This is a genomic window from Mycobacterium sp. SMC-16 (assembly GCF_046250085.1).
Taxonomy (GTDB): domain Bacteria; phylum Actinomycetota; class Actinomycetes; order Mycobacteriales; family Mycobacteriaceae; genus Mycobacterium; species Mycobacterium phocaicum.
On record NZ_CP176427.1, the window covers coordinates 2,273,446 to 2,299,570 of the forward strand.

Annotated in this window: 25 protein-coding genes; 13 read left to right on the forward strand and 12 right to left on the reverse strand. The window is 66.4% G+C overall.

Annotated features, from left to right (window positions below; translation table 11 throughout):
- Positions 1–9: 9 nt before the first annotated feature.
- Both ACJEIK_RS10985 and ACJEIK_RS10990 read left to right on the forward strand, forming a co-directional pair.
- Positions 10–885 carry an SDR family oxidoreductase gene (locus ACJEIK_RS10985; protein WP_409431469.1) on the forward strand — a complete coding sequence of 292 codons (876 nt, stop codon included), beginning with the start codon at positions 10–12 and terminating at the stop codon, positions 883–885.
- A 2-nt stretch (positions 886–887) separates the two neighbouring features.
- Positions 888–2,309: a DUF1254 domain-containing protein gene (locus ACJEIK_RS10990; protein ID WP_409431470.1), complete on the forward strand. Its 1,422-nt coding sequence runs from the start codon at positions 888–890 to the stop codon at positions 2,307–2,309.
- Positions 2,310–2,466: 157 nt separating this feature from the next.
- Here ACJEIK_RS10990 and ACJEIK_RS10995 read toward each other — a convergent pair whose 3' ends face one another.
- Positions 2,467–3,324 (reverse strand): PAC2 family protein, encoded by an 858-nt coding sequence (locus tag ACJEIK_RS10995; RefSeq protein ID WP_406776168.1) that lies wholly within the window; start codon positions 3,322–3,324, stop codon positions 2,467–2,469.
- A 264-nt stretch (positions 3,325–3,588) separates the two neighbouring features.
- Here ACJEIK_RS10995 and metH point away from each other — a divergent pair, with 264 nt between their 5' ends.
- The 4 genes from metH to ACJEIK_RS11015 all read left to right on the forward strand — a co-directional run bounded on the left by metH (position 3,589) and on the right by ACJEIK_RS11015 (position 10,762).
- Positions 3,589–7,353: a methionine synthase gene (metH, locus tag ACJEIK_RS11000; protein WP_061006063.1), complete on the forward strand. Its 3,765-nt coding sequence runs from the start codon at positions 3,589–3,591 to the stop codon at positions 7,351–7,353.
- Positions 7,354–7,358: 5 nt separating this feature from the next.
- Entirely contained in the window at positions 7,359–8,024 is a 666-nt protein-coding gene (locus ACJEIK_RS11005) for an HAD family hydrolase (protein WP_061006064.1), read from the forward strand.
- Positions 8,025–8,102: 78 nt separating this feature from the next.
- Positions 8,103–9,557 carry a sugar porter family MFS transporter gene (locus tag ACJEIK_RS11010; RefSeq protein WP_061006065.1) on the forward strand — a complete coding sequence of 485 codons (1,455 nt, stop codon included), beginning with the start codon at positions 8,103–8,105 and terminating at the stop codon, positions 9,555–9,557.
- Between the two features lie 236 nt (positions 9,558–9,793).
- Positions 9,794–10,762: a hypothetical protein gene (locus tag ACJEIK_RS11015; protein ID WP_409431471.1), complete on the forward strand. Its 969-nt coding sequence runs from the start codon at positions 9,794–9,796 to the stop codon at positions 10,760–10,762.
- Between the two features lie 156 nt (positions 10,763–10,918).
- Here the strand turns inward: ACJEIK_RS11015 and ACJEIK_RS11020 are convergent, their stop codons facing one another.
- Entirely contained in the window at positions 10,919–12,322 is a 1,404-nt protein-coding gene (locus tag ACJEIK_RS11020; RefSeq protein WP_409431472.1) for a DUF222 domain-containing protein, read from the reverse strand.
- A 161-nt stretch (positions 12,323–12,483) separates the two neighbouring features.
- Between ACJEIK_RS11020 and ACJEIK_RS11025 the strand changes: the two genes are divergently transcribed.
- The 4 genes from ACJEIK_RS11025 to ACJEIK_RS11040 are packed head-to-tail and all read left to right on the forward strand — an operon-like array spanning position 12,484 to position 15,549.
- On the forward strand, positions 12,484–12,765 hold the full coding sequence (locus ACJEIK_RS11025) for a phosphoribosyl-ATP diphosphatase (protein WP_029105736.1): 282 nt from the start codon (positions 12,484–12,486) through the stop codon (positions 12,763–12,765).
- Positions 12,762–13,631, forward strand: coding sequence for an ATP phosphoribosyltransferase (gene hisG, locus ACJEIK_RS11030; protein ID WP_061007418.1), 870 nt, complete (start codon positions 12,762–12,764; stop codon positions 13,629–13,631). Before ACJEIK_RS11025 ends, hisG begins: the two co-directional genes overlap by 4 nt.
- Before the next feature lie 51 nt (positions 13,632–13,682).
- Positions 13,683–14,186, forward strand: a complete 504-nt coding sequence (locus tag ACJEIK_RS11035) for a DUF4126 family protein (protein ID WP_061007417.1) — start codon at positions 13,683–13,685, stop codon at positions 14,184–14,186.
- Positions 14,173–15,549: an FAD-containing oxidoreductase gene (locus ACJEIK_RS11040; protein WP_061007416.1), complete on the forward strand. Its 1,377-nt coding sequence runs from the start codon at positions 14,173–14,175 to the stop codon at positions 15,547–15,549. Before ACJEIK_RS11035 ends, ACJEIK_RS11040 begins: the two co-directional genes overlap by 14 nt.
- Here ACJEIK_RS11040 and ACJEIK_RS11045 read toward each other — a convergent pair.
- The 8 genes from ACJEIK_RS11045 to ACJEIK_RS11080 form a co-directional block, all read right to left on the reverse strand.
- Positions 15,533–16,168: a flavodoxin family protein gene (locus ACJEIK_RS11045; RefSeq protein WP_061007419.1), complete on the reverse strand. Its 636-nt coding sequence runs from the start codon at positions 16,166–16,168 to the stop codon at positions 15,533–15,535. The two genes, ACJEIK_RS11040 and ACJEIK_RS11045, sit on opposite strands and share 17 nt — an antisense overlap.
- A 9-nt stretch (positions 16,169–16,177) precedes the next feature.
- The gene (locus ACJEIK_RS11050; protein ID WP_133427834.1) at positions 16,178–16,705 is read right to left on the reverse strand and encodes an SRPBCC family protein; all 528 of its coding nucleotides are present in this window, start codon (positions 16,703–16,705) and stop codon (positions 16,178–16,180) included.
- Entirely contained in the window at positions 16,692–17,018 is a 327-nt protein-coding gene (locus ACJEIK_RS11055; RefSeq protein WP_061007414.1) for a helix-turn-helix transcriptional regulator, read from the reverse strand. The genes ACJEIK_RS11050 and ACJEIK_RS11055 overlap by 14 nt, the downstream gene beginning before the upstream one ends.
- A 105-nt stretch (positions 17,019–17,123) precedes the next feature.
- Positions 17,124–17,606 (reverse strand): GreA/GreB family elongation factor, encoded by a 483-nt coding sequence (locus ACJEIK_RS11060; RefSeq protein ID WP_061007413.1) that lies wholly within the window; start codon positions 17,604–17,606, stop codon positions 17,124–17,126.
- Between the two features lie 52 nt (positions 17,607–17,658).
- Complete coding sequence (locus tag ACJEIK_RS11065; RefSeq protein ID WP_061007412.1) at positions 17,659–18,135, reverse strand: GreA/GreB family elongation factor; 477 nt, start codon at positions 18,133–18,135, stop codon at positions 17,659–17,661.
- A 132-nt stretch (positions 18,136–18,267) separates the two neighbouring features.
- On the reverse strand, positions 18,268–19,533 hold the full coding sequence (locus ACJEIK_RS11070) for an FAD-binding oxidoreductase (RefSeq protein ID WP_061007411.1): 1,266 nt from the start codon (positions 19,531–19,533) through the stop codon (positions 18,268–18,270).
- Positions 19,534–19,791: 258 nt separating this feature from the next.
- Positions 19,792–21,321, reverse strand: coding sequence for a CdaR family transcriptional regulator (locus ACJEIK_RS11075; protein ID WP_061007410.1), 1,530 nt, complete (start codon positions 21,319–21,321; stop codon positions 19,792–19,794).
- 149 nt (positions 21,322–21,470) lie between these two features.
- Complete coding sequence (locus ACJEIK_RS11080; protein WP_162563711.1) at positions 21,471–21,953, reverse strand: polymorphic toxin-type HINT domain-containing protein; 483 nt, start codon at positions 21,951–21,953, stop codon at positions 21,471–21,473.
- Between the two features lie 324 nt (positions 21,954–22,277).
- Between ACJEIK_RS11080 and ACJEIK_RS11085 the strand changes: the two genes are divergently transcribed.
- Together ACJEIK_RS11085 and ACJEIK_RS11090 are read left to right on the forward strand one after the other, a co-directional pair.
- Entirely contained in the window at positions 22,278–22,568 is a 291-nt protein-coding gene (locus tag ACJEIK_RS11085) for a transposase (protein WP_103850853.1), read from the forward strand.
- The gene (locus ACJEIK_RS11090) at positions 22,565–23,500 is read left to right on the forward strand and encodes an IS3 family transposase (RefSeq protein ID WP_103850854.1); all 936 of its coding nucleotides are present in this window, start codon (positions 22,565–22,567) and stop codon (positions 23,498–23,500) included. Before ACJEIK_RS11085 ends, ACJEIK_RS11090 begins: the two co-directional genes overlap by 4 nt.
- 238 nt (positions 23,501–23,738) lie before the next feature.
- Here the strand turns inward: ACJEIK_RS11090 and ACJEIK_RS11095 are convergent, their stop codons facing one another.
- On the reverse strand, positions 23,739–24,185 hold the full coding sequence (locus ACJEIK_RS11095) for a TetR family transcriptional regulator C-terminal domain-containing protein (RefSeq protein ID WP_131808714.1): 447 nt from the start codon (positions 24,183–24,185) through the stop codon (positions 23,739–23,741).
- A gap of 458 nt (positions 24,186–24,643) precedes the next feature.
- On the opposite strand from ACJEIK_RS11095, the gene ACJEIK_RS11100 reads away from it, so the two are divergent.
- The gene (locus ACJEIK_RS11100; RefSeq protein ID WP_082761837.1) at positions 24,644–25,402 is read left to right on the forward strand and encodes a TetR/AcrR family transcriptional regulator; all 759 of its coding nucleotides are present in this window, start codon (positions 24,644–24,646) and stop codon (positions 25,400–25,402) included.
- A 105-nt stretch (positions 25,403–25,507) separates the two neighbouring features.
- Here the strand turns inward: ACJEIK_RS11100 and ACJEIK_RS11105 are convergent, their stop codons facing one another.
- Positions 25,508–26,044, reverse strand: coding sequence for a carboxymuconolactone decarboxylase family protein (locus ACJEIK_RS11105; RefSeq protein WP_061009748.1), 537 nt, complete (start codon positions 26,042–26,044; stop codon positions 25,508–25,510).
- Between the last annotated feature and the right edge of the window lie 81 nt (positions 26,045–26,125).

Consider the following 26,125-nt stretch of genomic DNA (forward strand, 5'->3'; position numbering starts at 1 on the left):
TTTTCGACCATGGGTTCTGTGTACGGAAAAGTCGTCTTCATCACCGGTGGTGCTGCAGGGGTCGGGGCCGAAGTGGCTCGCCGGTTGCACCGCAAGGGCGCCAAGCTGGTGTTGACCGACGTCGACGCGGCGGCGCTGGACGCCACGGCCGCCACGCTCGGTGACGATGTGCTGACCGTGGTCGCCGACGTCCGCGACCTGTCCTCGATGCAGGCCGCCGCCGACGCGGCCGTCGAGCGCTTCGGCGGTATCGACGTGGTGATGGCGAACGCCGGGATCGCGACCTACGGCTCGGTGCTGCAGGTCGACCCCGAGGCCTTCAAGCGACTGCTGGACATCAACGTGCTCGGGGTCTTCCACACCGTGCGCGCCACGCTGCCGTCGGTCATCGATCGCCGCGGCTACGTGCTGATCGTGTCGTCGCTGGCGGCGTACACCGCCGCTCCGGGCCTGGCGCCCTACAACGCCTCCAAGGCCGCCGTCGAGCACTTCGCCAACGCGTTGCGCCTCGAGGTCGGCTACCGCGGCGTCGACGTCGGCTCGGCGCACATGTCCTGGATCGACACCGCCATGGTCCGCGACACCAAGTCCGACCTGTCGACGTTCGCCGAGATGCTCACGAAGCTGCCGTGGCCCATCAGCAAGACGACGTCGGTCGACAAGTGTGGCGAGGCCTTCGTCGCCGGTATCGAGGGACGCAAGACCCGGGTGAACTGCCCCGGGTGGGTCGGGGCACTGCGCTGGCTGCGGCCGCTGCTGGCCACGCGCATCGGTGAGGTGCCGGTGGCCAAGTTCGTGCCCGACCTGCTGCCCCGCATGGACGCCGAGGTGGCCGCTCTGGGCCGCTCGTCCAGCGCGCACACCGAGCAGCTCGACAAGCACTGACGATGCGGGCCGGTTTCTTCGCCCTGGCCTTCGTCGCGATGCTGCTGGCGGTCACCGGGTGTGCGGACGAGAAGTCGTCGAGCCCGTCCCCGTCGTCCCCGCCGACGCCGGAGCAGGTGCGGGCCATCGCGAAATCCGCTTACACGTACGGGTTTCCGATGGTCGACAACTACCGGGTCCAGTACTCGTACTTCGCCGACAAGGCCGGGCCCGAGTACAAGGGCGGCTGGAACCAGATCCACAACGTCGCGCGCGTCTTCACTCCCGAGGACAAGGCGATTCAGACGCCCAACTCGGACACCCCGTACTCGTTCCTGGGTGCCGACCTGCGCGCCGAGCCGCTGGTGCTGAGCGTGCCGGACGTCGAGCCGGGCCGGTACTACTCGCTGCAGTTCATCGACGGCTATACCTACAACATCGCGTACGTCGGTAGCCGCGCGACGGGCAACGGCGCGGGCAAATACCTTCTGGCCGGGCCGAATTGGCACGGTGCGACCCCGCCAGGCGTCGAGCGGGTCATCCGCAGCTCGACCGAGCTGGCCTTCGTGCTGTACCGCACGCAGCTTTTCGGGCCGACGGACATCGAGAACGTCAAGAAGATTCAGGCCGGTTACCAGGTGACGCCGTTGTCGGCGTTCCTGAAGCAGCCGCCGCCACCGCCGGCGCCGGCCATCGACTTCGTCGCCCCGCTGTCGGCGCAGGACGAGCGCACGTCGCCGAAGTTCTTCGAAATCCTCAACTTCGCAATGAAGTTCGCTCCGGTGCAGGCTGCCGAGGAAGTCATGTGGAAGCGCTTCGCCACCATCGGCATCGGTCCCGACGGCACCTACCGAGCGGACCAGCTGACGCCCGAGAACCGCAAGGCCGTCGAGGCCGGCATCGCCGACGCGTGGGCGGCGTTCGAGACCTTCAAGAAGGACAAGATCGACACCGGCGAGGTGACGTCGGCTCAATTGTTCGGTACGGCAAGTGATCTCAAGGGCAACTACCTCTATCGGATGGCCGGCGCGGTGCTCGGGATCTACGGCAACACCGCGGCCGAGGCCATCTACCCGAGCGCCACCGTCGACAGCACCGGCGCGCCACTGACCGGTGCCAACAACTACACACTGCGGTTCGCGCCGGGACAGCTGCCGCCCGTCAACGCCTTCTGGTCGGTGACGATGTACGAGATGCCGCAGAGCCTACTGGTGGCCAATCCCATCAACCGCTACCTCATCAACTCGGCGATGCTGCCCACCTTGATCAAGGACCCCGACGGCGGCATCACGCTGAACGTGCAGAACAAGTCGCCGGGACCGGCCCGCGAAGCCAACTGGCTGCCCGCCCCGACCGGCTCGTTCATCATCGCGATGCGGCTGTACTGGCCCAAACCCGAAGCGCTCGACGGCACCTGGAAGGCCCCCAAACCAATTCGCTCTTAACCGCGAGCGGCCGTGTTTGTACGCGACACGCCGTGTGATCGCGTACAAAACGGGGTCGCTCGGCGGCCGCGAACGTGCGCAAAGTGCACGGTACACCCGGCGTGTCGGTGTGCAGACACGGCCGCTCGCGGGAGACGAACTACCTGCGGGAAAAGAATTACCTGCCGCGGCGCTTGAGATATCGCTCGAACTCCGCGGCCAGCGCGTCGCCGTCGATCTTGCCGAGCGCCTCGTTCATGTCGACCTCGGCGTCGCCGCGTTCTTCGAGGGACTGCACGTATTCGGCGATCTCCTCGTCGTCGGCCGTCATCTCGGTGACCGACTGCTCCCACTCCTCGGCCTGCGCCGGCAGGTCGCCGAGCGGCACCTCGACGTCGAGGGCGTCCTCGACGCGACGCAGCAGCGCGACGGTGGCCTTGGGGCACGGCGGCTGCGACACGTAGTGCGGCACCGCCGCCCAGAACGTGACGGCGGGGATGCCGGCCTGCACGCAGGCGTCCTGGAAGACGCCGGCGATACCGGTCGGTCCCTCGTACCGGGTCTCCTCGAGCCCGAAGAATTTGGCCGAGTCAGCCGAGTACGCCGCGCCGGACACCGGCACCGGGCGGGTGTGCGGGGTGTCGGCGAGCAGCGCGCCCAGGATGACGACGGTCTGCACGTTGAGTTTGTCCAGGATCGCCAGCAGCTCGGCGCAGAAGGTGCGCCAGCGCATGTTCGGTTCGACGCCGTGCATCAACACCACATCGCGATCCGAGCCCGGTGGGCGGCAGTGGGAGATGCTCATCGACGGCCACACCAGCTCGCGCGTGACGCCGTCGACCTGGCGGATGACGGGGCGATTCACCTGGTAGTCGTAGTAGCTCTCGTCGTCGATCTCGACGAGGTTCCGGGCCTCCCACATGGCATCGAGATGCTCGAGGGCGTCACTGGCGGCGTCTCCGGCGTCATTCCACCCCTCGAACGCCGCGACGACGACGGCATCGTGCAGTTCGGGCAGGTCAAGTCCCTGGGGCAGGGGCCGGTCGGACGGGCTCACAACGCCAGCGTAAGCCCTTCTCGGCGCCCGCGAGCGCTACCCCTGGGCGGGTCGGGCCGAGAAACCGGTTTGGTGACTCCACCTACCATGGTGATGTGACTGCACTGGACAATCGACTGTCCACGTGGGCGTCCGAACGTCTGTCGGCTGACGACGTAGACTCTTTGGCGTCGAGAGGCGTTGCAACGGATCCGGGTTTTCCGGTGTCCGCCACGCTCGGCAGAGTTAAGGACGCCTTCCGCAATGGAAGGAACGCATGTGACTGCCGCCCCGGTGAAAACCTTCGCGCCGAACATCCGCCCGGACTGCACCGATGAACTCACGGCTGCGCTGGGCCGGCGGATCATGGTCATCGACGGCGCAATGGGGACGGCGATCCAGCGCGACCGGCCCGACGAGGCCGGCTACCGCGGCGAGCGGTTCAAGGACTGGCCGAGCGATCTGGTCGGCAACAACGACCTGCTCACCCTGACGCAGCCGCAGATCATCGAGGGCATCCACCGCGAATACCTCGAGGCGGGCGCCGACATCCTCGAGACCAACACGTTCAACGCGAACGCGGTCTCGCTCGCCGACTACGGCATGGAGGAGTTCGCCTACGAGCTGAACTACGCCGGCGCCGCCCTGGCCCGCCAGGCGGCCGACGAATTCAGCACCCCCGAGAAGCCGCGCTACGTCGCCGGCGCTCTGGGGCCGACGACGCGCACCGCGTCGATCTCGCCCGACGTCAACGACCCCGGCGCCCGCAACGTCTCCTACGACCAGCTGGTCGCCGCCTACCTCGAAGCCGCCAACGGCCTCGTCGACGGCGGCTCCGACATCCTGATCATCGAGACGATCTTCGACTCGCTCAACGCCAAGGCCGCGGTGTTCGCCGTCGAGACACTGTTCGAGGAGCGGGGCCGCCGCTGGCCGTTGATCATCTCCGGCACCATCACCGACGCGTCGGGCCGGACGTTGTCCGGACAGGTCACCGAGGCGTTCTGGAATGCGATCCGGCACGCCAAGCCGCTCGCGGTCGGCCTCAACTGCGCCCTCGGCGCGCCCGAGATGCGACCGTACATCGCCGAGGTGGCGCGCATCGCCGACACCTTCGTCTCCTGCTACCCGAATGCGGGTCTGCCCAACGCTTTTGGCGAGTACGACGAGTCCCCGGAGCGTCAGGCCGGCTACATCGAGGAGTTCGCCGAGGCCGGTCTGGTCAACCTGGTCGGCGGGTGCTGCGGCACCGCGCCGCCGCACATCGCCGAGATCGCCAAGGTCGTCGAGGGCAAGACACCCCGCGAGCTGCCGGAGATTCCGGTGGCGACCCGGCTGTCGGGTCTGGAGCCGCTCAACATCACCGAAGATTCGCTTTTCGTGAACATCGGTGAGCGCACCAACATCACCGGTTCCGCCCGGTTCCGCAACCTGATCAAGGCCGAGGACTACGACACCGCGCTGTCGGTCGCGCTGCAGCAGGTCGAGGTCGGTGCGCAGGTCATCGACATCAACATGGACGAAGGCATGATCGACGGCGTCGCCGCGATGGACCGCTTCACCAAGCTGATCGCGGCCGAGCCCGACATCAGCCGCGTCCCGGTGATGATCGACTCCTCCAAGTGGGAGGTCATCGAGGCGGGCCTGAAGAACGTGCAGGGCAAGCCGATCGTCAACTCGATCTCCATGAAGGAGGGCGAGGAGAAGTTCATCCGCGAGGCGCGGCTGTGCCGTAAGTACGGCGCCGCCGTCGTCGTGATGGCCTTCGACGAGCAGGGCCAGGCCGACAACCTGGAGCGCCGCAAGGAGATTTGTGGACGCGCGTACCGGATCCTGACCGAGGAGGTCGGCTTCCCGGCCGAGGACATCATCTTCGACCCGAACTGCTTCGCGCTGGCGACCGGCATCGAGGAGCACGCGACCTACGGCATCGACTTCATCGAGGCCTGCGCCTGGATCAAGGAGAACCTGCCGGGCGTCCACATCTCGGGCGGCATCTCGAACGTGTCGTTCTCGTTCCGCGGCAACAACCCGGTGCGCGAGGCGATCCACGCCGTGTTCCTGTTCCACGCCATCAAGGCGGGCCTGGACATGGGCATCGTCAACGCCGGTGCGCTGGTGCCGTACGACGAGATCGACCCCGAGTTGCGGGAGCGCATCGAGGACGTCGTGCTGAACCGGCGCGAGGACGCGGCCGAGCGGCTGCTGGAGATCGCCGAACGGTTCAACACCAAGGGCAAGGAAGAGGACCCGGTCGCGGCGCAGTGGCGCAGTCTGCCGGTCCGCGAGCGCATCACGCACGCCCTCGTCAAGGGCATCGACGCCCACGTCGACGACGACACCGAGGAACTGCGCGCCGAGATCGCCGCCGCCGGCGGGCGGCCCATCGAGGTGATCGAGGGCCCGCTGATGGACGGCATGAACGTCGTCGGTGACCTGTTCGGCGCGGGCAAGATGTTCCTGCCGCAGGTCGTGAAGTCGGCCCGCGTGATGAAGAAGGCCGTGGCGTACCTGCTGCCGTTCATCGAGGCGGAGAAGGCCGAGAATGGGACGGCTGACAGCAAGGACACCAACGGCACCATCGTGATGGCGACCGTGAAGGGCGACGTCCACGACATCGGCAAGAACATCGTCGGGGTTGTTCTGCAGTGCAACAACTTCGAGGTGATCGACCTCGGTGTGATGGTGCCCGCCCAGAAGATCCTGGACGCCGCCAAGGAGCACAACGCCGACATCATCGGGCTGTCCGGCCTGATCACGCCGTCACTCGACGAGATGGTGAACTTCGCCGTCGAGATGGAACGTGAAGGCCTGGAGATTCCGCTGCTGATCGGTGGTGCGACGACCTCGCGCGCCCACACGGCCGTGAAAATCTCGCCGCGCCGCAGCGGTCCGGTGGTCTGGGTCAAGGACGCGTCGCGGTCGGTGCCGGTGGCGGCCGCACTGCTCGACGACAAGCAGCGTCCCGCCCTGATGGAGGCCACGGAGAAGGACTACGCGGCCCTTCGCGAACGGCACTCGCAGAAGAACGAGCGGCCCATGCTGACGCTGGAGAAGGCGCGCGCAAACCGCACACCGATCGAGTGGGACGGCTACGCGCCGCCGGTGCCGGCCCAGGGCGTGGGCGTTCGCGAGTTCCTCGACTACGACCTCTCCGAGCTCCGCGAGTACATCGACTGGCAGCCGTTCTTCAACGCCTGGGAGATGAAGGGCAAGTTCCCCGACATCCTCAACAACCCGGCGTCGGGCGAGGCCGCGCGCAAGTTGTACGACGACGCCCAGGAGATGCTCGACACCCTGATCAAGGAGAAGTGGCTGCGCGCCAACGGCGTGATCGGTTTCTTCCCCGCCAACGCCGTCGGCGACGACATCGAGGTCTACACCGACGAGACCCGCACCGAGGTGCTGACCACGCTGCACAACCTGCGTCAGCAGGGCGAGCACCGCGACGGGATCCCGAACAAGTCGCTCGGTGACTTCATCGCGCCCAAGGACACCGGCCTGGCCGACTACGTCGGCGCCTTCGCGGTCACCGCGGGGCTCGGCAGCCAGGACAAGATCATGGAGTTCAAGGCCGCCCTCGACGACTACAGCGCCATCCTGCTGGAGTCGATCGCCGACCGGCTGGCCGAGGCGTTCGCCGAGCGGATGCACCAGCGGGTCCGTGAGGAGTTCTGGGGATACCGCCCCGACGAGCAGCTCGACAACGAGGCGCTCATCGGGGAGAAGTACGTCGGCATCCGCCCGGCGCCCGGTTACCCGGCCTGCCCCGAGCACACCGAGAAGACGACGCTGTTCTCTCTGCTGGACGTCACCGAACGGACCGGCATCGAGCTGACCGAGTCGATGGCGATGTGGCCCGGCGCCGCCGTCAGCGGCTGGTACTTCTCGCACCCGCAGTCGCAGTACTTCGTGGTCGGCCGCTTGGCCCAGGACCAGGTCGCCGACTACGCGCGGCGCAAGGGCTGGACCTTGAAGGAAGCCGAGCGCTGGCTCGCCCCCAACCTCGGCTACAACCCGGAGGACTGAGGTAGATGTTCAAAGCTGTCCTGTTCGACATGGACGGCACGCTCGTCGACTCCGAAAAGCTCTGGGACGTCGCGATGCACGCCTTTTATGCCCAGAAGGGCGGCGTGCTGACCGACGCGGTGCGGGAGACGACGGTCGGCGGCTCGGCGGAGAACGTCATGCGGATCGTCTACGACGACCTCGGCCTGGACCCGACGCCGGAGTCCATGGCCGAGTCCGCGGACTGGCTGCACGTCTACACCGGTGAGCTCTTCGAGCAGGGGCTACCCTGGCGTCCCGGCGCGCAGGAGTTGCTGGAAACCTTGGCCGCCAGCGGCATTCCGCTGGCGCTGGTGACCAACACCCGGCGCACGTTGACCGAGCAGGCGCTGAAAACCATTGGCAGCCACTACTTCACGGTCACCGTTTGCGGTGACGAGGTGCCCGACGGGAAGCCGCATCCGGCTCCGTACCTGCGGGCCGCAGAACTGCTGGGCGTTGCGGCGGAGGACTGCCTGGCGATCGAGGATTCAGTGACCGGCGCGCAATCGGCGGACGCCGCGGGCTGCGTCGTGCTGGTGGTGCCCAACGACGTCGCGGTGCCCGACGGACCACGCCGCCGGCACATCGAATCGCTGGCCGGGCTCGGGGTCGCCGACCTCCGTGACATCTACACCGGAATGTGTTCGTAGCCGCGAGTTCTGGTCCTGCAGCGGGCCCTGTTGTGCGATTGTTGACGCACCCCACGCAGCGCTGCGAAAGGACGTCCGATGTCCCATGGCCCGATCGGTGACGACACCACGGCGATCTTCGCCGACGAGGAGTTCGACTCCGGTCGCAGTGCGGTGCGCATAGCGTCGGTGGCGGCTCTCGGCGGTCTGCTGTTCGGCTATGACAGCGCCGTCATCAACGGTGCGGTGAAGTCGATCCAGATGCACTTCGCGATCGACGACCAGTCGTTGGGGATCGCCGTTGCCTCGGCGCTGCTCGGTGCGGCCGTCGGCGCCATGACTGCGGGGCGGCTGGCCGACCGCGCCGGCCGTCTCTCCGTGATGAAGCTGGCCGCGCTGCTGTTCCTGATCAGCGCCATCGGAGCCGGGCTGGCCTGGAACATCTGGGTGCTGGTGGCATTCCGGGTTGTCGGCGGCCTCGGCGTGGGCATCGCGTCGGTGATCGCTCCGGCCTACATCGCCGAAACCTCACCGGCGAGCATCCGCGGGCGCCTCGGATCGCTACAGCAGCTGGCCATCGTCAGCGGCATCTTCCTGTCGTTGGCGGTCGACGCACTGCTCGCGCATCTGGCCGGTGGGGCGAGCAACATCCTGTGGCTGGGGCAGGAGGCCTGGCGCTGGATGTTCATCCTGATGGCCATCCCGGCCATCGTGTACGGCCTGCTGGCCTTCACCATTCCCGAGTCGCCCCGGTATCTCGTTGCCACGCACCGGATCCCGGAAGCCCGCAAGGTGCTCACCACGTTGCTGGGGGAGAAGAACCTGGAGATCACGATCGGTCGCATCCAGCAGACGCTCGAGTCCGAACAGAAGCCCACGTGGCGCGACATGTGCCGGCCCGGGGGCGGACCGCTGAGCCTTTACGGCATCGTCTGGGTCGGTCTGGCGCTGTCGGTGTTCCAGCAGTTCGTCGGTATCAACGTGATCTTCTACTACTCGAACGTGCTGTGGGAGGCCGTCGGTTTCGATGAGAGCTCGTCGTTCCTCATCACCGTCATCACCTCGGTGGTGAACATCCTGACGACCGTGATCGCGATCATGCTGATCGACAAGATCGGCCGCAAGCCCCTGTTGCTCATCGGCTCGGCCGGTATGACGCTGACGCTGGCCACCATGGCAGTCATCTTCGGTACCGCCCCACAGGTGAACGGGGTGCCGCAACTCAGCGGCATGGAGGGGCCCGTCGCCCTCGTCGCCGCCAACCTGTTCGTGGTGGCATTCGGCATGTCGTGGGGGCCTGTGGTGTGGGTGCTGCTGGGGGAGATGTTCCCCAACCGCATCCGAGCCGCGGCGCTCGGACTGGCCGCGGCCGGCCAATGGGTCGCCAACTGGGCCATCACCGTCACCTTCCCCGAACTGCGCAGCACGCTCGGCGTCGCATACGGCTTCTACGCGCTGTGCGCGTTCCTGTCGCTGGTGTTCGTCGCCAAGTGGGTTCGCGAGACCAAAGGCGTTGCGCTCGAGGACATGCACGCCGAGTTGCTGGCAAAATGAGGCTGCCGGTTGCCCGGCAGCAGTGACTGGCTGATTTCACTGACTGACTCAATTCAGCGACGGACTGAATTCAGCCGCGCCCCGGAATCTCCGTCAGATGGCTGATGCCCATCCTATTGACGTACGAGATAATTATCGGCGGTGAGCGTTGGTGCTGCCGTGGTTCTGACGCTCCTTCGTGGAAGGGGTGCGCAATGGTCAACGCCGGCTCTCGTTGTGTGGCTCGTCTGAACCGTATGGCTCGTCCGAACGGTGTGGCTCGTCTGAACGTCGGTGTCGCGATCGCCACCGCCGCAATCGTGGTGCTCGGCTTTGTGGGTGCGGCCCCGCCGGTGCGTGGTGTCATGTTCGACGCCAGTGCCGTCCGGGTTGCGGCTGTGAATACATCGATGTCGGCGCACTGGGCCGCGCTGGAGCAGTTCGTCGACACCCATGCCGACGTGGTGGCAGCCGCGGTGCGCGTGGTGGGCGGCGGCAGCTCGGGTGTCAGTGCTGCAGCCGCGACGACGCCGACGACCGGATCCCTCACGGCGCCAATGCCACTGGCGGCAACGGCACTACCCGCTCCGCAGCCGGCCGGGGCCGTCGCCGTCATCGAGCAGGCAATCGTGTCGGCGCTGTCGACGGCGTTCTTGACGTTGGCCCAGCCATTGGTCAGTACGCCTGAGCTGGCTGCTGTCTTCGGCCCGTTCGTGTTCTTGGGCATCATCCTGTACGGATTGGTCGTGGGTGTGCCCCTCACAATTTTCAACTCCATCGCTGCCCCGATACTCAACTTGCTGCCGTTCGCGGCGGTGCCGGCACCGGTGTCCGCCACCCCCATGCCGACCGCGGCCGTGTCGACCGGTTCTGTCGCGCCTGTCCCGCCCGCCGCGACCGTCTCCGGCCCGATGACGCCATCGCTCAAGGCGATACACAACGGGCGGGTGTCACCGACGTTGCGGACATCGAAGGGCGCAGCGGCGGCGTCGGATGCGACCGGTGACTACGTGGTGGGGCAGTTCAAGCCGACGGGGCGGCAGTCGGTGCGGCATGGGCCGATGACGGCTGCCGGCCAATCCCAGGATCGGAATGCCGGCGGCCAGAATGCCGGATCGCAGGCAGGCCTTTCGAAGGGGGCTGGCAAGGCGGGGGCATCGCCGTCGCGTAGCTCGAAGCTGGGCCACGGCAGCCGGTCGGTTCGCGGTGACAAGGGCAACTCCTAGGCGCGGCTGAATCTCGGCGTAGGCGGCGCGGCGTCGGCGGCCGCTTTCGCGCGTTGCGGCTCGACTCGCAGCCGCCGGTGGCGCCGCGTCGGCACTGCAGCGCGTGCAGTACCGCCGCCGCGGTAAGTCGGCGTGGTCTTCCGGCGTCTTGCCGGGTTAGCTTGCGGGACTGTCGCTTTCACCATCGGCGTCCTCACTCTCGTGCGGGTAGAGCGTGGGGTGGTGGTAGTGGTTGGTGCGGGGTTGGCCGACGTCGAGCAGTGGTGGTGGGGTCCAGTGGGTGCGGCCGTCGGGGCCCATGGTGGTGCTCCAGCCGCCGGCGTCGACCAGGCGGTTGTCGCGGCCACAGGCCAGGGTCATGGTGTCGATGTTGGTCAGGCCGTCATCGCGCCAGTTGGTGAGGTGATGGGCCTGGGAGCGGGAGGCGGGGGCGGTGCAGTTGGGGCGGGTGCACCCCAGGTCCCGGCCGAACAACGCCAACCGCTGCGCGGTGCTGGCGGTGCGGGCCGCCCGGCCCAGATACAGGGGTTGGCCGGTGTGCTCGTCGAACACGGCCAGGTAGTTGTCCGACCCTTGGGCGGCCATCCGGATCAGGTCTTTGATCGGCAGTTTCGTGCCGGTGTGGGTGAGCGCCGTCCCGGCACGTTTTTCCAACTCGGCCACCGTGCAGGTGGCGACCACCGCGACCGGGAAGCCGTTGTGCACCCCAGTGGTCCCGGTGGCCAGCATCATCCGGCCCACGAACTTGAAGGCGTCGTACTGGCGCTGCGCCACAGTGCGGGTGTCGTTGTCGATCTGCTCCTGCGTCGGCGTACCCGAGTAGCAGGGCTGCGGATCGGCGGGGTTGCACATGCCCGGCGCCGCGTATTTGTCGAACAGCACTTGCCAGTAGGCCCGGCCTTCGGGGTCGAGTTGGGCGGTGACGTCGGTGCGGCCGTCGGGCCGCTGCTTACCCATCACGAACGAGCGTTTCGGGTCCGGTTCGTTGTCGTCGGGTTCGGGCCCGTCCTGATCGAGCCGATACAACAAGTCCGCCGCGAATTTGCGGAGGTCTTCGGGGGTTGCGACCCGGGCGTCGGCCACCAGATCCGCCTCACACTGGGCGAGGGTGATCGGGTCGGCCGCCCACAACGGCAGCTTGCCGAAGAACCAGGTGATCACCGTGATGTGCTCGGCATTGATCGCACCCTCAGCCACCGCGGCGGCCACCAGTTCCCACACCGGGCCGAGCGCCTCCCCGGTAATCGCGGACCGCGGGCCCAGGTGGTCGCAGTCCCGAACCCGCCGGCGGGCTTCCTCCCGGCTGATCCGCAACCGCACATGCAGCACCTCAGGCCAATCCTTCGCGCCGATGTCCTTGGCCGTGGCCTGGGTTTGGGCGGCGGCCAGGATCTGGTGATCGACCGCCTCGGCCGCGCACCTCAACGTTTCCCGTCGCGACTGCAACTCCAACAATGTCCGCACATCCAGGCCGCTGTAGTCCAGGGCTGCGAGCCGGGCCTGCGCCGCCTCGTAGGCGGCGTACGCCTCCTCGACGGCGGCTGGATCGGTCAATCCCATATTCGAACAATAGTTCGAACCACCGACAAGAAATGGCCCGGAATGTGACGCCAGTTACCCACTGTGACCAGCGCAATCAAAGTGACCAAAGTTTTTTCGGGACCCGCGGTAGCCCCGACATGTGACCCGAGGCAGCCACGTGCACGGCCCGTGCCCCCAACGTGAAACAATTGCAGCCCGTGAAGACCTTCGATGCGCTATTCGCCGAGCTCAGTGAGCGAGCGAAGACCCGGCCGGCCGGCAGCGGCACCGTCGCGGCGTTGGACGCCGGGGTGCATCATCTGGGCAAGAAGATCATCGAAGAAGCCGGCGAAGTGTGGATCGCCGCGGAACACGAGAGCGATGACGAGCTGGCGGGCGAGATCAGTCAGCTCCTGTACTGGACGCAGGTATTGATGATCAAGCGCGGCCTGACCCTCGACGACGTGTACGGCAAGCTGTGACCGGCGCATCGTCCAACGGCCTCCTGCGCGTCGCCGTTCCGAACAAGGGCGCACTGAGTGAGTCGGCCGCCCACATCCTGTCCGAGGCCGGATACCGTCGCCGCACCGATCCGAAGGATCTGACGGTCGTCGACCCGGCGAACAAGGTCGAGTTCTTCTTCCTGCGGCCCAAGGACATTGCCATCTACGTGGGGTCCGGGCAGCTGGACTTCGGCATCACCGGTCGCGACCTCGCTGCCGAGTCGATGGCCCCCGTCAGCGAGCGGTTGGCCCTGGGTTTCGGATCCTCGACGTTCCGCTATGCCGCGCCAAAGGGACGGGACTGGACGGTCGCCGACCTGGCCGGCAAGCGCATCGCCAGCGCCTACCCGAACCTGGTGCGGAAAGACCTGTCCGACAAGGGGATCGAAGCCACCGTGATCCGCCTCGACGGCGCCGTGGAGATCTCGATCCAGCTCGGCGTGGCCGACGCCATCGCCGACGTCGTCGGATCCGGCCGCACTCTGGCGCTGCACAACCTGGTGGCCTTCGGTGAATCGCTGTGCGATTCGGAGGCGGTGCTGATCGAGCGCGCCGATGTCGCACCGGACCCGGCCCGCGACCAGCTCGCGGCCCGCATCCAGGGTGTGGTGTTCGGGCAGCAGTACCTGATGCTCGATTACGACTGCCCCCGCAGCGTTTTGGAGCAGGCAACGGCCATCACGCCGGGTCTCGAATCGCCGACCATCGCGCCCCTGGCTGACGCCGACTGGGTTGCGGTGCGTGCCCTGGTGCCGCGGCGGCAGGTCAACGCCATCATGGATGAGCTGGCGGCCATCGGGGCCAAGGCGATCCTGGCGTCCGATATCCGGTTCTGTCGCTTCTGACCCGTGCCGGTGTTAGCGTCCCCGTAAGGTCTGCAACCTGACGGAGGTCACGTGACACAAGCACTGATTCTGCTGTTCGCCTTACTCATCGGTGTAGTCGCGGGCCTGCGGGCGCTGACTCCGCCCGCGGTGGTGGCCTGGGGCGCCAAGCTCGGTTGGCTGCCGCTGGTGGGTACCTGGGCCGAATGGGTCGGTAACTGGATCACGGTGACGGTGCTGACCGTCCTGTTGGTGGTCGAGTTGATCACCGATCAGTTGCCCAAGACGCCGGCACGAACGGTGCCGGCGCAGTTCGGGGCCCGGTTGCTCACCGGCGCGTTCGCCGGTGCGGTCATCGGCGCCGGGTGGCACCACACGTTCATCGGCATGGGCGGCGGCATGATCGGCGCGGTCATCGGGACGCTGGCAGGCTTCCACGCACGTCGAATCCTGGTGGCGCGCAACGGCGGACATGACCTGCCGGTGGCGCTCGCCGAGGACGTCCTCGCGGTCGGTGGTGGCTTCGCCATAGCGGCCGTCGCGCTGAGTGCCATCGGTCCCTATGTCGTCGTCTGAGAGCACCGCGTTCGACGCCATCATCGTCGGCGCCGGACAAGCGGGACCGCCCTTGGCCGGCCGACTCACCGAAGCCGGCCAGACCGTCGCCGTCATCGAGCGCAAGCTCGTCGGCGGCACCTGCGTGAACTACGGCTGTATACCGACCAAGACTTTGGTCGCGAGCGCCTACGCCGCACACCTGGCCCGCCGCGGCGCCGACTACGGCATCGGAACCGGCGACGTCACCGTCGACATGGCAAAAGTCAAGGGCCGCAAGGACGGGATCGTCACCGAGGACCGCGAAGGCGTCGAGAGCTGGCTGGAAGGCATGAAAGGCTGCACGCTGCTACGCGGGCACGCACGCTTCCTCGATCCACACACGCTGCAGGTCGGTGACCAACAGATCACCGGTGAGAAGATTTTCCTCAACACAGGCGGCCGTGCGACGGCCCCGGATATCCCCGGTCTGGCCGACGTTGATTACCTCACGAACGTCGGCATTCTCGACCTCGACACGGTGCCAGAGCACCTGGTGATCATCGGCGGCAGCTACATCGGTCTCGAGTTCGCGCAGATGTTCCGCCGGTTCGGCGCCGAGGTCACGGTCGTCGAACGCGGGCCGCGACTTGCCTCGCGCGAAGACGACGACGTCTGCGCCGCCATCAAGGACATTCTCGAACGTGAGGGCATCACAATCCACCTGGGTGCCAGCGATATTCGGGTAGCCAAAGACGGCGACGGGGTGGCGGTCAGCACCGGCAGTGCCGTTGTACCGGGCTCGCACCTGCTGGTCGCGGTCGGGCGCGTGCCCAACACCGACGACCTTGGTCTCGAAAAGGCCGGCGTGGCAACGGACTCCCGGGGATACATCACCGTCGACGATCAGCTGCGGACCACCGTCGACCACATCTGGGCCATGGGCGACTGTAACGGCAAGGGGGCGTTCACTCATACGTCGTACAACGACTTCGAGATCGTGGCGGCCAACCTGCTCGACAACGAACCGCGGCGGGTCAGTGACCGGATCCCCACCTATGCGCTGTACATCGATCCGCCGCTCGGGCGGGCCGGGTTGACCGAGGCGCAGGTTCGGGCGTCGGGGCGAAAAGCGTTGGTGGGCAAGCGCCCGATGACCCGCGTCGGCCGGGCGGTCGAAAAGGGGGAGACGCAGGGCTTCATGAAGGTCGTGGTCGACGCCGAGACCAACCAGATTCTCGGCGCCTCCATCCTCGGTGTCGGCGGCGACGAGGTGGTGCACTGCATCCTCGACCTGATGGCCGCCAAAGCACCGTACACGACCATGACGCACACCGTGCACATCCACCCGACTGTTTCCGAGCTGGTGCCCACGATGCTCGAGGGGCTCAGGCCCCTGCAATGACAGGCTCGGTAACAGCCTGTGCCACACCGCGTCCGGCGACCAATTGCCGGGTGACCTCGGCGACGCGCCGGCCCAGGTGTTCGCACGTCGCCGTATCGGATGGGTGCACCTGGTCTGGGTTGGCGTCGACATCGGTCGCCGCCGCGGCACCCAGCCAGAACCCCAGCCGATTGAGTTCGCTGTCGCTTGCGGTGGAGTGATTCCAGCCCGGGCCCAGGCCCAGATTGACCCAATGCATGTGATGCTGGGCGGCGAAGACCGCCAGTGAGACAAGCGAATTGAGCTTGTCGCCGCTCTTACTTCCCGAGTTGGTGAACCCGGCGGCGACCTTGTCGCGCCACGCGCCCTGCTGGCAGCGACGTCCCGTCTGCTCGGCGAACGTCTGGAACGCCGCCGATACATTGCCCATGTAGGTGGCGGTGCCGAAGATGATCGCGTCGGCGGTATCCAGCGTTTGCCAGTCGTCGTCGGTGAGGTCACCCAACCGGATCAGGGTGACGGCCGCGCCGCCGGACCGGGCTCCGGCGGCGACTGCCTCGGCGAGGAACGCGGTGTGTGCGAACCCGGACTGGTAGGCGACGACAACCGAAGGTGTTTCGTGAAAGGTATTGTCCGACATCATTAACTCCTAGGGGTTCGGGCCTGCGGGCGGGGCATCGAGCGGGCTGTGTCCGGCGATCTCGGCGTATCGCTCGAGCCACCCGGGCAGGGGAGTGCCGTCGAGCAGCGCCTGCAGCCGGTCGAGGAAAGCCTGTGTGCCGGGCCGGAATCCGTTGGCATTGGGCACGCCAAGGCCGCGATGGGTCATCCGGAGCAGAGTGCCGCTGCCATCGGCGGTGAGTTCGTAGCGGACCACACCGGGTTCGACGATCTGTTGGTGCCACTCATGCTCGAACACATGCGGCGGATCCCAGACCAGGATGCGGCCCGTCATGCGCTTCATATCCGGTGGCACGGGCGGGCCCGAGGCGACCGTCTCGATCGAGCCGCCCGCACGGCCGTCGATGACGGTCTTGCCCATCCAGATGTCGCGATGCGCGGGTTCTGTGATCGCGGCCCATACCCGCTCGACGGGGTGTTTCAGTCGTCGCTCGAATGTCAGCGTGGCGCGGTCGCCGTCCACGGTGACGACGCCCTCGAGTTCATCGGTTGTCACGTTCCTCCTCGAATGTCGAATCCAGATGGCGCTCAAGGGCATCCAGATGGTTGGTCCAGTAGCGGCGGTAGCGGTCGATCCACTGGTCCATCTCGACCAGACCGTCGGCACGCAGCGCGTAGATGCGTCGTTGGGCATCGGGCCGCACCTCGACCAGTCCGACTTCCCGCAACACCCGGAGGTGACGGGAGACCGTCGGTTGCGTCAGTCCCGGGAGCGTGGCGACCAGCTCGCCCGCGGTGCGTTCGCCCTCGGCGAGTACGTCGAGCAGCGCGCGCCGGTTCGGTTCGGCGACCGCTTCGAAGACGTCCATGAAGTCAGTATGCCCAGCTATCTATATAGATGCAAGTACATATAAGACTCGGCGATACAGGTGGTGTGATTTCCGCAGCTCAGAGTGTTGTGCGGTTACGCGGTCTCACTGCGGTGCGGACTGGTCCAGGTCGGCGATGTGGAGGCCGTAGGGCACGGCTTTGACGAGCGTGACTGTCACCGGGATGCCGCTGGACAGTCGGTAGGTGCGTCGTTGCCCGGCGCACGCGCCTGCAATGGCGGCACCCAACGGGGATTCGATGGAATGGACGGGCATGTCGGCGTATTCGGCGCCCTGTACGCCGAGTAGGAACGTCTCGAAGTCCCCGGTGGCGTCGTGTCGGATGGTGACCACCATCCCGGGTTCGGCAATGCCGTCGTTGGGTGGGTCTTCGCCGACGACGGCATTGATCAGCAGGTCATGAATCTGCTGAATCCGCTTCTCCCACGCGCGTCGCACTGCTGCGGCGTTCGCGTCGATGTTCTCGTCGGCCGTTCCGGCGGAGTGAAGATAACGCAGGGTGTCCAGTTCGCGGTGCAGCCGTTCGTGGGCTTGTGGGGAAATCCAGACTCGTGTCGTGGTGGCCATGTCATTTCCATTCGTCGCGAGACCGGTTGCGCGGTAGGGCATTTCAAGTTCTTCATGTGTCGCCGTTCGGGGCATGCATTCCGTAGGGGACCGCCTTGAGTAGCGTGATGGGCACGCTGGCCCCGCTGGGGATGGAGTAGGTGCGTTGCTCGCCGACATGTGCGCCGGCGACCGCGCTGCCCAGCGGCGATTGCATGGAATACACATCGACATCGGGGTCCTCGGCACCGCGTACACCGAGCAGAAACGTCTCGATGTCCCCGGTGTCGTCGTAGCGAACGGTCAGGACCATTCCCGGTTCAGCGATCCCGTCGTCGGGCGGGTCTTCACCGACCACGGCATTGGACAGCAGATCTTGAATCTGACGCATGCGCGCTTGTCGCGCCAAGTAATTCTCGACGAGGTTGTCGTCGGTGTCCATGACGTCGCCACGAACTTCGATACCCGACCGTGAACGCAGCACGGTCAGTTCGGCCTGCAGCCGCGTATGGGCCTCACGCGTCATCCAAAGACGTTCAGTGCTGGTCATTTTCGGTGCTGTCCTTTCGTCGAAGCCGAGGTTGTCGCCAGGGGCGGGCCGGTGGTGGACGCGCCGCCCCTGACGACTGGAGCGCCCGTGGTGTGGGGCTGCACGGGCGGTGTGGACCAGTGATTGGTGGGTCTAGCGCCCCGTTCGGCGCAGCGGGTCGAATTCGCGCAGGGCTTGGGGTTGCTTGCCGGTGGTGATCTGTTCGGCCAGTAGCCGGCCGGTCACCGGTCCGTGCGCCAGTCCCCACATGCCGTGGCCGCCGGCAACGTAGACGCCGGGCGTCACCTCCCCGATGAGTGGGCGGCCGTCGGGAGTGACGGGGCGCGGGCCCACCCACATCTCGCTGTGTTCAGCCCACCGCACGCCCTGCAGCAGGGGAGCCGCGGAGGTGACGATGGCATCGACCCGCGCCGGGGTCGCCGGGTCGTGCGGGGCGCGGAATTCCATGGTTCCCGCCACCCGCAGTGCGCCGTGGTAGGGCGTGCACGCAACCCGCACATCGGGCAGGTAGACGGGCCCGGGGATGGGACGGTCCACGGGCACTGTGAACGAGTAGCCGCGACCGGCCTGCACGGGCACGCGTATCCGACTGCCGGTGAGCCGGGCAAGCCATGCGCCGGTGGCGATCACCGCGGTGTCGGCGGTCAACGGCTCGTCATTTGGCGGGTGGACGCTGACCCCGGTGCCCGAGCTGGACACGTCGCGCACCTCCAATGTGCGCATCCTGGCGCCGCGCCGCACGACTGCCTGACTCAGCGCGTTGACGAACCGGCCGGGATCGACGAAGCGTTGACCGTTGATGCTCAGGGCGGCGGTGATCGCCTGCGATGCCAGCGGCACTTGCTCGCGTAGCGCCTCGCCGGCCAGAGCGGTGACAGATATTGTCTGCCCGGCCTTTTCGAGATGCTTGAGTTCGCGCATCATGCGTTCGGCTTGTTCGGTGCTGCGGAACAGGGCGGTGATCGGGGCATCGGTCACCGGTGCGTCGACACCGTTGGCGACGAGTACGTCGAAGGCTTCGATGGCTTCTTCGTTGAGCGGCACGTTGGCGCGCACCGCCCGGTTCCACGACTCGGGCCGGCAGTTGGCGACGAAGCGCATCAAGAAGGCCCCGAGCTCGGCGTCGGCGGTCAAGGGAATGTGCAACGGGGCGGCCGGATCGACGAGGGCGCGCAGCCCATATCGCAGCACACCGGGTGAGTTCAGCGGCAGCGTCAGTGCCGGTGCGATCCAGCCGGCGTTGCCCCACGATGCTCCGGCGGCCACTCCGGTGCGGTCAACCACGGTGACATCGAGGCCGCGCTCTTGCAGGAACCACGCCGTCGACAGCCCGACGATGCCCGCACCGACCACGATCGCCGACCGGGGTCCGCCGTCAATGCGCTCGCCGCCGCTCATCACAAACCTCCGCATCCGAACTTCGTCCTTGCGTCCATGGTGGCTTCACCAGGAGAAAGGCATTTGCTGAAATCCGACAAGAGGCCGGTGCCGGGTTGTCGAGATTCGACAACGCCCTCCTGAGCGCGGTCGTGTCTCGGCGAATCGGGTAGGCGCCGGCAGCGAGCACCTCCGCGACCGGCTTCGACGTGCCGTGAGGTGCCGGAGGCGTACAGCGCCGGCTGGCGCGCTTTGTCGTGTTTCGACAGCCCGGACTGGTCAGTCGGTGTCGGTGGCGGCGAGTTCGATCATCATGGCCAGCCGCTTCTTGGCGTCGTCGAGTGGGAGATTCGTGATTTCGGCCATCTTGCGGAGCCGGTACCGCACGGTGTTCTCGTGCACTCCCAGCCGGTTACCCGCTTCGGTGGGGTCGCCCTGCGCCTCGAGCCAGGCCCGCAGGGTGGGCAGGTAGTCGGTGGCGTGGTCGCGGTCGTGCCGGCGCAGTTCGGCCACCGGCCGGCGATCGGGGGAGCGTCCTGAGCGTGCCGCACTGCGCAACCGTTGCAGCAGGATGTCGTCCCACGACTCGTCGTAGGCCGGAGGGGCGACGCCGGTCGGCGACGTCTCGTGTAGCGCCAGGCACTCGTCGGCCTCGTGGCGCGCCGCGACCAGATCAGCGACCTCTGCGGCACCACTGATACCGGCCAACAGCGTCACCCGCTCGGGCAATGCCGCCTGCAGGCTGGAAACCCACTTCCTGGCAGCTTCTGATTGTTCGCCGGGCAGCAGCGTGTACACGGTGTTGCCGGCCAGGGCACTGCGGCCCGGCCGTGACCAACCAAAGCCCGTCGTGGCTCGCTCGAACGCCAACAGCAGCGCCGCGTCGCGTTCCGCGCCGATGAACGCCTGCAGCGCAACCACCCGCAACACGGTGTGCGGCAGGCCCAGTCGGCTGGCGGCGGTGGCGGCATCGGCAGTGCCCTCCAGCAACCGGATCACCAGTTCGGATTCCACTTGCCGCTCGAGGTCCGCGCTGGCACGTGACCGCAACAGGTGCAGGGCCACCGTGTGAGCCCCGTCGGCCAACGCAGTGAGCGCGGCCCCGGCCAACGGTGTCGCGCACTCGACCCACACCGACCCCATGAGCTGACGACCCGACCGCACCGCCACCACCATGCGCCCGGTCACACCGTGAGCAGAGTCCGGGCCGACAAACAACGGTTCGTCAGAAGACTCCAAATGCGCGTACACACCCCGAGCGTCAAAGAAGGCCCGCAGCTCCTCCGGTGCCTGTCGCTCGACGATGGTCGCCACCCGCGCCGGGTCGGCGCCTCGCTGGCGCCGCGAGTACGCCAAGACCCGCGAGAGCCGGTCCTCGATGATGACCGCCCCGCCCGCGGACTCGGCCAAACTGTCGGCCAGTGCGAACAGATCCGTTGGCCCGCGACCGGATTCGGTTTCACGGCCCTCCAGGACCAGCCCGAAGATGACCGCGGCCAACTCGCTCCAGGACATCGCCGGGTCGACCACCATCACGGCTACACCTTCGGCCGCACCGGCGAATGCGGTGTCGTAGTCGCCCTCGGCGCGGACGAGTACGACCACGGCACGGGCTTGCGCCGCCCAGTGCACCGCCTGCTGCACTGATTGCGCGCCGATACCCAGCAGCACGTCACCGACGACGGCGCGGTCCTCGATGAGTTCATGCAACACCACGCTGCGCAACTCCGTGGACCGCGGGACAGGACAAAACCGCAATCGCACGCCATAGCTGCCCAGCACATTGGCTAGGCGGTCCAACGTGACCACGGGCCGCTCCCTATGCCGAATCAACCCCAGCGTATCGGTTGTCGAATGCGCCCCGGTCAACGGCGGGCTCCCTGACGCGATGACCCCGCGCCGATCCCATTACTTACGGGATCAGTTGATATCCACGGCAGCAACCGAATTCATCGTGCCTACTGCGTGGTGCAGTTGTGGACCAGAACCGCCGCGGTCACGGTCGCGACGAAGAAGACGTGGGTGTTCGCGACCGTCAGATCCCACATGTCGGCCGTGCCGAATACCGAAGTGCTACCTGCGACCTGCGCGACGCTGTCCCGGAACGGGGTGGTCAACCGATCACCGGGACGCAGGTCTTTCGCGTCAATCCATTCGGCTCCCGGCCGAATGGCTCCGCCAGTGGTGGCGGCCAGCTCGGAGACCTCGGACGGCTCTGTCTGCGCCCGGGCCGCGCTGTAGAAGGGATGCTTGGCGGTGGTGTGTACCACCGAAGTGACATCGGCGGCGTTGGTGATCGTGAGGTCGAGCAGGTCGGTGTCGTGGTTGACCAGGACCGCCTCCACCGGCTGACCGCTGGTGCGACCGGTTTCCGGGTCGACTGACCACACCCGATCGCCGACCTTGAGTTCCGCGATGGGGCGTTTGGTGCCATTGGCCATCAGGACCAGCGTGTCCGGGCCGAAGGATTGGCCCGCGCACGGAACATGCTGTGTCAGTGGGGTTGTCAGTGACTCGGCAGCCATGACCGCTGCCGGGCTGTCGGCGAATTGCTGCGCGCGCGGCGCACCTGCGTGTTGCTCTGAACGTGGGCGATCGATGCCGGCCAGCCACAGTATCCCGCAGAGGGAAAGCACGATGGTGACCATCAACGCCACCGGTACCCGCCACCAACGGCTACGACGCCACCACGACCGTTCACCCGGTACGAAGTTCACCATGACCTTCCCCCGAGACCGTGGAGGCATCAGCTATAAGGAGTAGCGATGTCAGAGAAGCGGAAGAAGTACGACCGGGAGTTCCGTGAGGGGGCTGTTCGGATCGTCGAGGAGACGGGTAAGTCGATCGCGGCGGTGGCTCGGGATCTGGGGGTGAACGAGGGCACCCTGGGCAACTGGGTGACCCGGGCGCGGGAAGCGCGGGAAGGTCGCGGTGAGCTGTCCAAGGACGATGTTGCCGAGCTCAAGCGCCTGCGTGCCGAGGTGGCTGAGTTGCGGATGGAGCGTGATGTCCTCAAGCGATCAGTGGTCCTGTGGGTGAAGGAGGCGACGAAGTGAGCGTGGCACGCTTCATCGCCGACCAGAGGACCAAATACCGTGTGCCCCATACGATCACGTGCGCGCTGTTGGGTGTTGGTGTGTCGTGGTTCTATAAGTGGCTTGGCCGGGCCGGCAACCATGATGGGGTGCACACCGACACCGACCGGCGCCGCGTGGCACTCGATGAGGCAGTCAGCACCGCATTTGTCAGAGCAAAGGGGTTGCATGGGTCGCCGCGGCTGGTCGCTGACCTGCGGGATCTGGGCTGGCAGGTGTCGGAGAACACGGTGGCCGATTCGATGCGCCGTCAGGGGTTGGTGGCCCGCAAGATCCGTCGCCGGGGTGGCCTGACCCGCCAGGACCAGACGGCACCGAAGTTCCCTGACCTGGTCAAACGGGACTTCACTGCGGCCGCGCCGAACTGTAAATGGGTGGGCGATATGACCGAGATTCCCACCGAGTGCGGGCAGAAGCTGTATCTGGCGACGGTGATCGACCTCTACAGTCGGCGGTTGTTGGGGGCGGCGATGGGACTGCACCCGGATGCCGAGTTGGCGTGCGCGGCAATCAACATGGCCGTAGCTGCCCGCGGTGGCCGCCAAGCGATCTGGCGCGATGAGGAGTCCGAACGGGTCATATTTCACACCGATCGCGGCAGCACTTATACCGCGAAGGTGTTCACCACGTTGTGCCGGACCTTGGGTATTCGGCAGTCGATGGGCCGTGTGGGGTCGTGTTTCGATAACGCCGCCGCGGAAGCGTTCTTCTCTTCATTGGAATGGGAAGTGTTGTCCCGCAATATGTTCCGTGATACCGTTCATGCGCAGGCTGTGGTGATCGATTGGTGTTACACCTTCTACAATCACCAGCGTCGGCACAGCGCCGCCGATGGGTTATCGCCGGTCAACTACGAGATCAGGGAATCCAACATCACGCCGGAAGCGGCATAAGGAACCCTCCACGATCTCGGGGGAACCACACCACGACGATTCCCCTGAATACACCAGTTCTGATATCCGTCGGCAATGTCGGACACGTTCTGCAGGTGTAGTCGGGAGCCGGCCCCGAAACCGAATGCCGTCCGTCGGTGATCTAGCGCACAGGATCGATCGGGCGCGGCGGCCGTCAGAACTTGAAACCGGCGAGGGCAGGTCCGATGCAACGCTCCAGGAATGCCCCGGCGCGGGGTCACCCCTGGTCGGCGAAGGATCGGATGCGCTCCAGGGCCATCTCGATTGCCATGACCAGGTGATGGGGATCGCCGCTCGCTTTTACCCGGAGGTAGCCGCCCTGGACTCCCGCGACGAGACCGGTGGCGAGGGCTTCGGGGTCGGCGTCAGCGCGTAGCCGGCCACGTTCCTGCAGCCGTCGCATCGTCGTGGCGAGTAGTCGGCGCCATCCGGAGAAGTAGCTTGTGGCCGCTGTGCGGATGCTCTCGTTCCGATCGGCCAGCAGTGCGATCAACACCCCCAATGCCCCGCCGGGTGGGTCGCCCGATTGTCTGCTCCCTTCGACCAGGCTGTCGCGCCACACGTCGAAGCACGAGACGCTGGTGACCACAGATAATTGCCGGCTCTGAGCACTCAGTAATGCTCGGACCAGGTCATTCGGGTCTGGCGCCGCAGAGTCGTCCATGGTGAAATGCACTGGCGAACAGCTGGTTTCAAACTTCTATGCCGTAGTGTTCCCGACTTCGCGGTTTCGTCCATGTCCTCGTGACGTGGGACCGGCGCGCAGCGCCCGGGCAAGTGATCGCTCTCATAAAAGGACTATATAGTCCCTTATGTGTGGATCGGTGCTGCGACACCACCGTCGACAACTGCTATGTCGCCTGTCGAAAAAGTGACGCCTTGAGCGGAACGGTATTCTTCTTGCGGACCTCACCGTCCATCCGACGGAGCTACTCTGGTAGGAAGCCGGCAAGTCGTGAGCGCATACCGCACAGGTCGCAGTTACGCCGGTCTCGTGGCTAGGGCAGGAGCTGTGGTGACGGTGAAGAGCATGACGCGGCTGGGATCGTGTTCTCGAGACACGTCTGCGAGGTGCCGACCAGCTGCGCCGACGTCGTCAGTTGAGCCGGTAGTCTTTCGCCGATGACCAGCGGTGAGCAGCAGACGCCGCGGCGGACAACTGCCCGCGGAGAGGCGACCCGCGCACGGATGATCGCGTCCGCCGCAGAACTCATGTACGTCCGCGGCGTCAACGCCGTCACTCTCGACGACGTGCGGGCGGCGACGGGCACCAGTAAGTCTCAGCTGTACAAGCATTTTCCGGGCGGTAAGCCGGAATTGGTGCGCGCAGTGGTCGCGCTGCGCGGCGAGCAGGTCCTGGAGCGTGAAGGACAACGCTTGGCGCGATTGAAATCGATGAGTGGCCTGCGGCGATGGCGCGACGCCCTCATTCAGTGCGCCGCTCTGCAAGACGGTGCCTATGGCTGTGCCCTGGGCAACCTGGTCATCGAAGTTGCGGATCAAGACGACCAGGCCAGAACGTCGCTGTCGCAACACTTCGCGAATTGGGAAGGACTGCTGGCGAACGGTTTTCGGCGCATGATCGAGGACGGCGTCCTGCCGTCCGATGCTGACCCCGACGCGTTGGCCACGGGGCTGATGGCGGCACTGCAGGGTGGGTATCTGCTGGCTCAAGCCGAGCATGACGTGGCTCCGATGGCCACCGCGCTCGACATGGCGCTGGCCCACATCGAAAGTCTGACCGAAGCTGCCGCAGACCGGCCGGCCGGACGTGGGGCTGCGCGTGAGGCGTCCGACTCGTCAGCCAAGTCGCACAAATCGACGGCGGCCCGCCGGGTGCGCACATCTGGATCGGGCGGTACTGCCGCGGCCAGGGGCTGAGTCGCCGACACTGAAAACCGAAGCGCTCCATCGCGGCCAGACGCAGGGCCCGCCACCGACTGGCGGCAGGCCCTGCGGCTCATCTGCGGGTCGAGTGCTGTCGGGTCAGAGCGCCACGACCGGCCAATCGTTGTCGACGCGCGCCATGACGTTGAAGTAGTTCGTCATCGTGTTCAGCGCGAGGTTGGCCACCAGTTCGCCGATTTCCGACTCGGTCACGCCAGCCTCGAGGGCTGCGGTGATGTCGGCTTCGTCGATATCACCGGCGTTCTCGGCGATGCTGTTCGACAGTTTGAGCAATGCGTCCACATGCGGGTCCGCGGATTGTCCTTTCCGGGCGCTCTCGAGCTCGGCCGCGTCGACCTTGGTGACGCTGGCGCCGATGTAAGTGTGCGATGACAGGCAGTATTCGCATCCGTTGAGCTGCGCGGTGGCGATTGCCAGACGGGCGCGAACGGCCGCGGACAACGTGCCGGTGCCCACCGCGGAAAACAGCGCGAGGTAGCTCTTGAGGAGCGTCGGGCTGTGTGCCATGGCTTTCGTCATGTTGGGAGTCGTGCCCAGCGATTTCTGCACTTGAGTCAGGAGCTCGGCGGCTTTGCCGGAAGCTGTGTCGGGTTCGATGGGGGTGAAATGAGTCATCGTCGTTCCTTTCGAGGATCGGTGTAGTGGGTGGTTTGGGCTGGTTCGCTCACTGTGGTGTTCCGCTGTGCTGGCCTCCTG

Bases quoted from the DNA above. Each gene is read 5' to 3' on its own strand.
- ACJEIK_RS10985 (WP_409431469.1), top strand. From the start codon at position 10: ATGGGTTCTGTGTACGGAAAAGTCGTCTTCATCACCGGTGGTGCTGCA.
- ACJEIK_RS10990 (WP_409431470.1), top strand. From the start codon at position 888: ATGCGGGCCGGTTTCTTCGCCCTGGCCTTCGTCGCGATGCTGCTGGCG.
- metH (WP_061006063.1), top strand. From the start codon at position 3,589: ATGGAAGGAACGCATGTGACTGCCGCCCCGGTGAAAACCTTCGCGCCG.
- ACJEIK_RS11005 (WP_061006064.1), top strand. From the start codon at position 7,359: ATGTTCAAAGCTGTCCTGTTCGACATGGACGGCACGCTCGTCGACTCC.
- ACJEIK_RS11010 (WP_061006065.1), top strand. From the start codon at position 8,103: ATGTCCCATGGCCCGATCGGTGACGACACCACGGCGATCTTCGCCGAC.
- ACJEIK_RS11015 (WP_409431471.1), top strand. From the start codon at position 9,794: ATGGCTCGTCCGAACGGTGTGGCTCGTCTGAACGTCGGTGTCGCGATC.
- ACJEIK_RS11020 (WP_409431472.1), bottom strand. From the start codon at position 12,322: ATGGGATTGACCGATCCAGCCGCCGTCGAGGAGGCGTACGCCGCCTAC.
- ACJEIK_RS11040 (WP_061007416.1), top strand. From the start codon at position 14,173: ATGTCGTCGTCTGAGAGCACCGCGTTCGACGCCATCATCGTCGGCGCC.
- ACJEIK_RS11045 (WP_061007419.1), bottom strand. From the start codon at position 16,168: ATGTCGGACAATACCTTTCACGAAACACCTTCGGTTGTCGTCGCCTAC.
- ACJEIK_RS11055 (WP_061007414.1), bottom strand. From the start codon at position 17,018: ATGGACGTCTTCGAAGCGGTCGCCGAACCGAACCGGCGCGCGCTGCTC.
- ACJEIK_RS11060 (WP_061007413.1), bottom strand. From the start codon at position 17,606: ATGGCCACCACGACACGAGTCTGGATTTCCCCACAAGCCCACGAACGG.
- ACJEIK_RS11065 (WP_061007412.1), bottom strand. From the start codon at position 18,135: ATGACCAGCACTGAACGTCTTTGGATGACGCGTGAGGCCCATACGCGG.
- ACJEIK_RS11070 (WP_061007411.1), bottom strand. From the start codon at position 19,533: ATGAGCGGCGGCGAGCGCATTGACGGCGGACCCCGGTCGGCGATCGTG.
- ACJEIK_RS11080 (WP_162563711.1), bottom strand. From the start codon at position 21,953: ATGGCCAATGGCACCAAACGCCCCATCGCGGAACTCAAGGTCGGCGAT.
- ACJEIK_RS11085 (WP_103850853.1), top strand. From the start codon at position 22,278: ATGTCAGAGAAGCGGAAGAAGTACGACCGGGAGTTCCGTGAGGGGGCT.
- ACJEIK_RS11095 (WP_131808714.1), bottom strand. From the start codon at position 24,185: ATGGACGACTCTGCGGCGCCAGACCCGAATGACCTGGTCCGAGCATTA.
- ACJEIK_RS11100 (WP_082761837.1), top strand. From the start codon at position 24,644: ATGACCAGCGGTGAGCAGCAGACGCCGCGGCGGACAACTGCCCGCGGA.
- ACJEIK_RS11105 (WP_061009748.1), bottom strand. From the start codon at position 26,044: ATGACTCATTTCACCCCCATCGAACCCGACACAGCTTCCGGCAAAGCC.